Below are 6332 nucleotides of genomic sequence, written 5' to 3' on the forward strand. Positions count from 1 at the left end.
GGTTAACTCCCTATAAAAAGCTGGACCACCAGGCACCAGAAGGAACGTTAAGCTGCAGTAATGAAGTCAGCATAAAATAGCTGATCACACTCATCACCAATGCATACAAACCGGCACGTTTCGGCGTTTCGCCAAATAACCAACTGAATACACCGCCCACAATAAAGGTAGCAACAATGAAGCCTGCACGTTCAAAAAGTGCAGCGTAAACTATCATCAGCACCAGGCCGATCAGCATTTTTTTAACAATTTCAGATGAAGGGTGCCATTTGTTCTCATCGGGTTTAATGATCAACCAGATGGATGTCATCGCCAGAAGAGCACCCAAAATAACCGGAAAGGCTTTTGGCCCCAGGGGTTCGTATTGAAAGGGCACCTCAAGCTGAAGAGCTGCCCAGACAATAAGTCCGGACAGCACCAGCAATGTACCCGCAAAAAGACGGTCATACATTGCTAATCTCACTCTATTAAGCCTGCTTCAGTCGCTAACTCGCGCATGTAACCTACGCGTCCTTTCACATATTCATCAAACTTTGCGCCTGACATTTTGAAAGGAATCAAACCCTTTTCACCCACCGTTTGCAGGAAAGCGTCGTTTGCATAAGCCTTTTCAAACTGACCGGACCAGTAATTGAATGCTTCGTCAGAAACATCCGGACCCAGATAGTAACCGCGTAAAATTGTCCATTCTGCATCAAAACCCTGCTCTTTAGCGGTAGGGATGTGTGAAAACTCACCTTCCAGACGCTCAGGTGCCATCACTGCCAGCATTTTCAGCTTACCGGCTTCCAACTGGCCAACCATTTCACCCACATCACCAGGATAAATCTGAATATGACCACCCATCAGTGCCGCTGTTGCTTCCCCGCCGCCTTCATAAGCAACGTAACGCATGGACTTAGGATCAACACCGGAAGATTTCATAAGAATCGCAGCTTTCATCCAATCCTGACTACCAACACCGCCGCCAGCACCTAAAACATATTTAGTTGGATCAGCTTTTACAGCAGTAACCAGTTCAGCCAATGTATTCCAAGGCGCATCAGCACTGACGATAACCGCACCATAATCGACACCCGCAGCGCCAACCCAGCGAGCTGAGTTTTCGTCCAGATTTTTCCCGAATTTACCCTGTGCAATATTTAACAGAGAGCCCGAACTAAAGGCCACCAACGCATTACCATCATCACGACGGCTTGCATTAATATGGTTATAGGCCACTGCACCGACACCGCCTGGCATAAAAGTAACGGCCATTGGCACGTCGATCAGGCCAGCGTCTTTAAAGCCGTTAGATATGATACGGCACGTCAAATCAAAACCACCACCTGGTTTTGCCGGCGCGATACAGGTAGGTTTATCCGACTCAAATGCCGCAACATTCATGGCCGTCACCAGACCTGCAGTCAAGGCTAGTGTAAGCAGTTTCAACTTCATGGGACTCTCCAGAATTCAGTTTTTTGTTGTTAGTTTTATTAGCGCTCGATGGCGCGCTGAAAAGATAACTCTTTAAACTGACACCCGCCTGACAGCAGAAAAAAATATGGAATAAATTGCTTGCTGTTTAACACCCGCCAGATATTCTTACGGCTATGCGCATACTCCTTATAGAAGATAACGAAGCCCTGGCCGATGCCACTCAGGAATACTTTCGTCAGATAGGCCATCCGCTTGACTGGACGATTTCGGTCGAGCAGGCACAACGTACACTCTCATGGGATGATTTCGATCTATTAATACTGGATATCAACCTGCCAGGACGAAGCGGCTATCAATTACTGCAGTCATTACGCCAGAAGGGAAATACCATTCCGGTATTGATCCTGACGGCGCGTGCCGAAATAGACGATCGGGTCAGCGCTCTGGATCTGGGCGCCGATGACTACATGGTCAAACCAGTTGATTTTCGTGAACTGGCTGCACGCTGTCGTGCATTATTACGACGAGAACGCGGCGAAGCCAGTAATACCATTGTATGCGGAAATTTGACGGTTAATCTGGCTACACATCAGATTACGGTTAACAACGAACCCGTAGAACTGCGGCTGCGTGAACGACAACTGCTTGAACTGTTTTTAAAAAATCTGGATCGCGTATTAACCAAAGAAGATATTGCCAACAGGCTCTACACCTTTGACGAAGCGCATACGCCTAACGCGATAGAACAAACACTTACACGACTCCGCAAAAAGCTCACCGACTCGTCATTACATATCAAAACCATTCGTGGACTAGGATACCTGGGTCACATCGATGACTAAGCCCGGTTATTCACTGCAACAACAACTGATCATTCGCACTGCGCTATTAATAATGATCGTGTTTGTTATCCTCAGTGCAGGCGTCTGGGACTATGCTAAACGTGCTGCAGACATTTCGTACAACCGACTACTCAACAGCGCCAGCTTGTCGATTATCGAACGCATTAGCGTACGCGAATCACAGATTGATCTTGATCTACCCTATGCCGCCTTCTCTATGCTGGAACTGGCGCCCGAAGACAAACTGTTTTACGAAATCATTGACCATCACGGCAAAAACCTCACCGGTTACAAAAAAACGCCCTCTCCGACTAACTATCATCCCAACAGCCACCCCGAATTTTATAATGCCAGCTACAAAGGAGAAGCCGTGAGCTGGGTCATCCAGAGTAAGCAACTCATAGCACCGGTCGCTCATGGGTGGGTAGTGATTAAACTCGGACAAACCCGCCGTGCGCGTATAGAACTGGCCAATGAAATTTTTTACAACGCTCTTGCCACCTTAGCCGGCATACTGCTGCTGACATTACTACTCGTATGGCTCGGAGTAAGAAGCGCTTTGCAGCCATTAAGCGTGATATCCAAAAACCTGCAAGCCCGATCCGTTAATGATCGCCACCCCATACAAACCACTCCCATTCAGGAAGTAGCTCCGCTCGTCAATGCTATCAATGATTACCAACAGCAACTCTTCAATAACCTCAGCACCATGAAGGTTTTCATTGCTGACGCTTCACACCAAATACGCAGCAGCTTAGGTGGCTTGCAAGGCCAATTAGATATCGCATTGCAAACAACGGATAGCGATGAATTAAAAACCAGACTTATTAAAATACGCCGCCAATATAAAAAACTAACGAGGCTCACTAATCAGTTACTAGCACATGCCTTGGTTACTCATCGCAGCGACAGTCTCACACCACAAACTATTGCATTAAATACATTGGTCGAAGAACTATTAACGGAAACGGTCAGAGACCACGCGCACACTGATATCGAATTTTCCTATAACGTAGATGATCCCGATATCCAATTGCCCGGCGATAAAGTCAGCCTGAAAGAAGCACTGCGAAATCTGATCGATAACGCCATACTTTACGGGCCGAAAAACAACCAGATTGACATAACGTTACGCCATGCTGAGGATAATAGTGTAGAAATTATTATTGATGATAGCGGCCCGGGCATTGCGCCACACATGCGCCGGCAGGCCCTGCAACGATTCACACGTCTGAACCCAGGCATTTCAGGGTCCGGTCTCGGGCTCGCCATTGTCGAAACCGTTATTCAAGCACATCAAGGAATAATGAAACTTGATCGAAGCCCTGCCGGTGGGCTGCGTGTGCTCATTCGCTTACCGGGCAGGACTGTATGAAAGTAATGATTCAACAATGTATCCAACTACTCAGCATTATCACGATCCTGACAACCCTGCCCGTCATCGCCAGCGATGCCCCCGGGACAGACAGGCAAATCTCCTTAGTCATATACAGTGCAACCGATACCAACGCGATCCAACCCATCATTAATGCTTTCGAAAAAGTCGAACCCACTATCCACATTGAATACAAAGAGTTTCAAACCAGCGAATTATTCAGCACCATCCAGAATCTACCTAACAACAAGATGCCTGATCTGGTTATAAGCTCCGCCATGGACCTGCAAATAAAGCTAGTAAACGATGGCTATGCGCAGCCGTTTATCCATCCCATTACCCAAGCACTGCCTAAGTGGGCAAACTGGCGAAATGAAGCCTTCGGTTTCACCTACGAACCGGTAGTGATGGCGTACAACAAAGCCGCGTTTAACGGCAAACCCATCCCACAAACCCACGAAGAGCTGGCGCTGGCCATCCGCACCAACGCCGACTTTTTCATGCACCGCGTAGGCACCTACGACATCCGCTTATCCGGCGTAGGTTACTTACTTGCCTCACAGGACGAAATAAACTCCAGCATTAGCAGCCGACTGAAAGAGAATCTGGGTCGCGTAATGACTCATTTATACTGCTGCAGCAGTGAGATGATCGATCAAATCGCCACAGGAGAACTCGTGTTTGGATACAATGTATTGGGCTCATATGCCATAAACTATGCACTTAACACACCGACGATCGGTATTATCTACCCGGAAGATTACACACTGGTGATGAGTCGCGTCGCCTTCATTACCAAACATGCTCCGCACCCCACTAATGCCAAAACCTTTTTACGCTACCTGTTATCGCTTGAAGGCCAACAAATTATCGCCGAGCAAAGCAGCCTCATCGCACTTCACCCAGACGCAAGGGGGCAGTTTACCGCCAACAGCCTGCAACAAAATAATCCCTTGCAGTTCAAGCCGATACCCCTGGGCGCCGCACTGATGGTTTATCTGGATAAATTAAAACAACAGCGGTTTATTAATGAGTGGAGCAACGCCATTTTGTATGATGTGGTGGTTCCTTAAAATGGAGCATATAAGATCTAACTGCCGATACAATGTATATGAAGCATGTTATTAACTATCCGTAATATCGATCCGCCTCCGTGCTTATAGGGAACGCCACTTTTATATCAATATCGTTAATTGATCCTGCGGTTCATCCCCGTGCTTACGGGGAACGCATCATTACTGCTATCGCCTTTGATAGCTCCAGCGGTTCATCCCCGTGCTTACGGGGAACGCCTATGGGCCGAGATTACCGCTATTTTTGGCACCGGTTCATCCCCGTGCTTACGGGGAACGCATCTATAATCACAGCATCAATAATTTCATGCTCGGTTCATCCCCGTGCTTACGGGGAACGCGATTTTTGCCCCTTCCAGCCTCGCTGCCTCATCGGTTCATCCCCGTGCTTACGGGGAACGCAGCCTCTCAATCACATGCGCCTCAACAAGCTGCGGTTCATCCCCGTGCTTACGGGGAACGCAGCCAAGTAAACAGATAGGAGATGGTTATGAACGGTTCATCCCCGTGCTTACGGGGAACGCATCGATGTTATCAACGATGTGCTGACAGAAGGCGGTTCATCCCCGTGCTTACGGGGAACGCTATAAGCCATTTTTACGCCGTTTCTTATCTTGCGGTTCATCCCCGTGCTTACGGGGAACGCACCTAATCCGTTTGAGCGGGTTGTCCCTAACTCGGTTCATCCCCGTGCTTACGGGGAACGCCAGCTCCAGCGCCGCTAACAGACCCGCGTTGCCGGTACATCCCCGTGCTTACGGGGAACGCAAAAAGTCAGCTGTGAAAATGACTAAAAGCAACGGTTCATCCCCGTGCTTACGGGGAACGCCTCTGTTTCAGATTGTTGGGGGCAGATAAAGCCGGTTCATCCCCGTGCTTACGGGGAACGCTCATATACGCGCTCTGAGACGATGTTTAGAACTGGTTCATCCCCGTGCTTACGGGGAACGCATCAGTTTTCTCTCAACCTCCACATTCCAAGTCGGTTCATCCCCGTGCTTACGGGGAACGCCGCCTTCAATGACTCCCCTAAAAGATCACCGTCGGTTCATCCCCGTGCTTACGGGGAACGCTCAGATGGATGCCACTTTTTATATGACTATCACGGTTCATCCCCGTGCTTACGGGGAACGCCTGGCTTGAGATAGAAGATTCAACAATACGGGCGGTTCATCCCCGTGCTTACGGGGAACGCCATACTCACCGCTATGAAAAAAATCGGCGCGCCGGTTCATCCCCGTGCTTACGGGGAACGCAAAATGCGGCTGTCACGGGTAACGTGCAAAATCGGTTCATCCCCGTGCTTACGGGGAACGCTAAGATATTATTTTTTTCACTGAATCTACGCGCGGTTCATCCCCGTGCTTACGGGGAACGCTGGTTATATTCATCAATAAGCCGTTGCCCTTTCGGTTCATCCCCGTGCTTACGGGGAACGCATCAGCTACGACGATGGCGACACCTGGGCAAACGGTTCATCCCCGTGCTTACGGGGAACGCAGATGAACGCTAGACAAAGAAGAATACAAATCCGGTTCATCCCCGTGCTTACGGGGAACGCTGGTTATATTCATCAATAAGCCGTTGCCCTTTCGGTTCATCCCCGTGCTTACGGGGAACGCG

The 6332-nt window shown here is 49.0% G+C and carries 5 protein-coding genes and 1 CRISPR repeat array; of the genes, 3 read left to right on the plus strand and 2 right to left on the minus strand.

Annotated features, from left to right (window positions below; genetic code table 11):
* Window positions 1-10 precede the first annotated feature (10 nt).
* Window positions 11-463 (minus strand): tripartite tricarboxylate transporter TctB family protein, encoded by a 453-nt coding sequence (locus ABY436_RS08810; RefSeq protein WP_372738606.1) that lies wholly within the window; start codon window positions 461-463, stop codon window positions 11-13.
* Complete coding sequence (locus tag ABY436_RS08815) at window positions 460-1437, minus strand: Bug family tripartite tricarboxylate transporter substrate binding protein (protein ID WP_372738607.1); 978 nt, start codon at window positions 1435-1437, stop codon at window positions 460-462. The genes ABY436_RS08810 and ABY436_RS08815 overlap by 4 nt, the downstream gene beginning before the upstream one ends.
* Window positions 1438-1592: 155 nt before the next feature.
* Here ABY436_RS08815 and ABY436_RS08820 point away from each other — a divergent pair, with 155 nt between their 5' ends.
* The 3 genes from ABY436_RS08820 to ABY436_RS08830 are packed head-to-tail and all read left to right on the plus strand — an operon-like array spanning window position 1593 to window position 4709.
* The gene (locus ABY436_RS08820; protein ID WP_372738608.1) at window positions 1593-2261 is read left to right on the plus strand and encodes a response regulator transcription factor; all 669 of its coding nucleotides are present in this window, start codon (window positions 1593-1595) and stop codon (window positions 2259-2261) included.
* Window positions 2254-3636 carry a sensor histidine kinase gene (locus ABY436_RS08825; RefSeq protein ID WP_372738609.1) on the plus strand — a complete coding sequence of 461 codons (1383 nt, stop codon included), beginning with the start codon at window positions 2254-2256 and terminating at the stop codon, window positions 3634-3636. The genes ABY436_RS08820 and ABY436_RS08825 overlap by 8 nt, the downstream gene beginning before the upstream one ends.
* Window positions 3633-4709 (plus strand): ABC transporter substrate-binding protein, encoded by a 1077-nt coding sequence (locus ABY436_RS08830; RefSeq protein ID WP_372738610.1) that lies wholly within the window; start codon window positions 3633-3635, stop codon window positions 4707-4709. Before ABY436_RS08825 ends, ABY436_RS08830 begins: the two co-directional genes overlap by 4 nt.
* A 68-nt stretch (window positions 4710-4777) precedes the next feature.
* A CRISPR array of direct repeats spans window positions 4778-6331; the repeat unit is 29 nt; unit sequence CGGTTCATCCCCGTGCTTACGGGGAACGC.
* The last annotated feature ends 1 nt before the right edge of the window (window position 6332 follow it).

It is taken from the genome of Neptunomonas sp. (assembly GCF_041601355.1).
Lineage (GTDB): Bacteria > Pseudomonadota > Gammaproteobacteria > Pseudomonadales > Balneatricaceae > Neptunomonas.

Excerpts from the sequence above, each read along its gene's own strand:
- ABY436_RS08815 (WP_372738607.1), bottom strand. The coding sequence starts at position 1,437 with ATGAAGTTGAAACTGCTTACACTAGCCTTGACTGCAGGTCTGGTGACG.
- ABY436_RS08820 (WP_372738608.1), top strand. The coding sequence starts at position 1,593 with ATGCGCATACTCCTTATAGAAGATAACGAAGCCCTGGCCGATGCCACT.
- ABY436_RS08825 (WP_372738609.1), top strand. The coding sequence starts at position 2,254 with ATGACTAAGCCCGGTTATTCACTGCAACAACAACTGATCATTCGCACT.
- ABY436_RS08830 (WP_372738610.1), top strand. The coding sequence starts at position 3,633 with ATGAAAGTAATGATTCAACAATGTATCCAACTACTCAGCATTATCACG.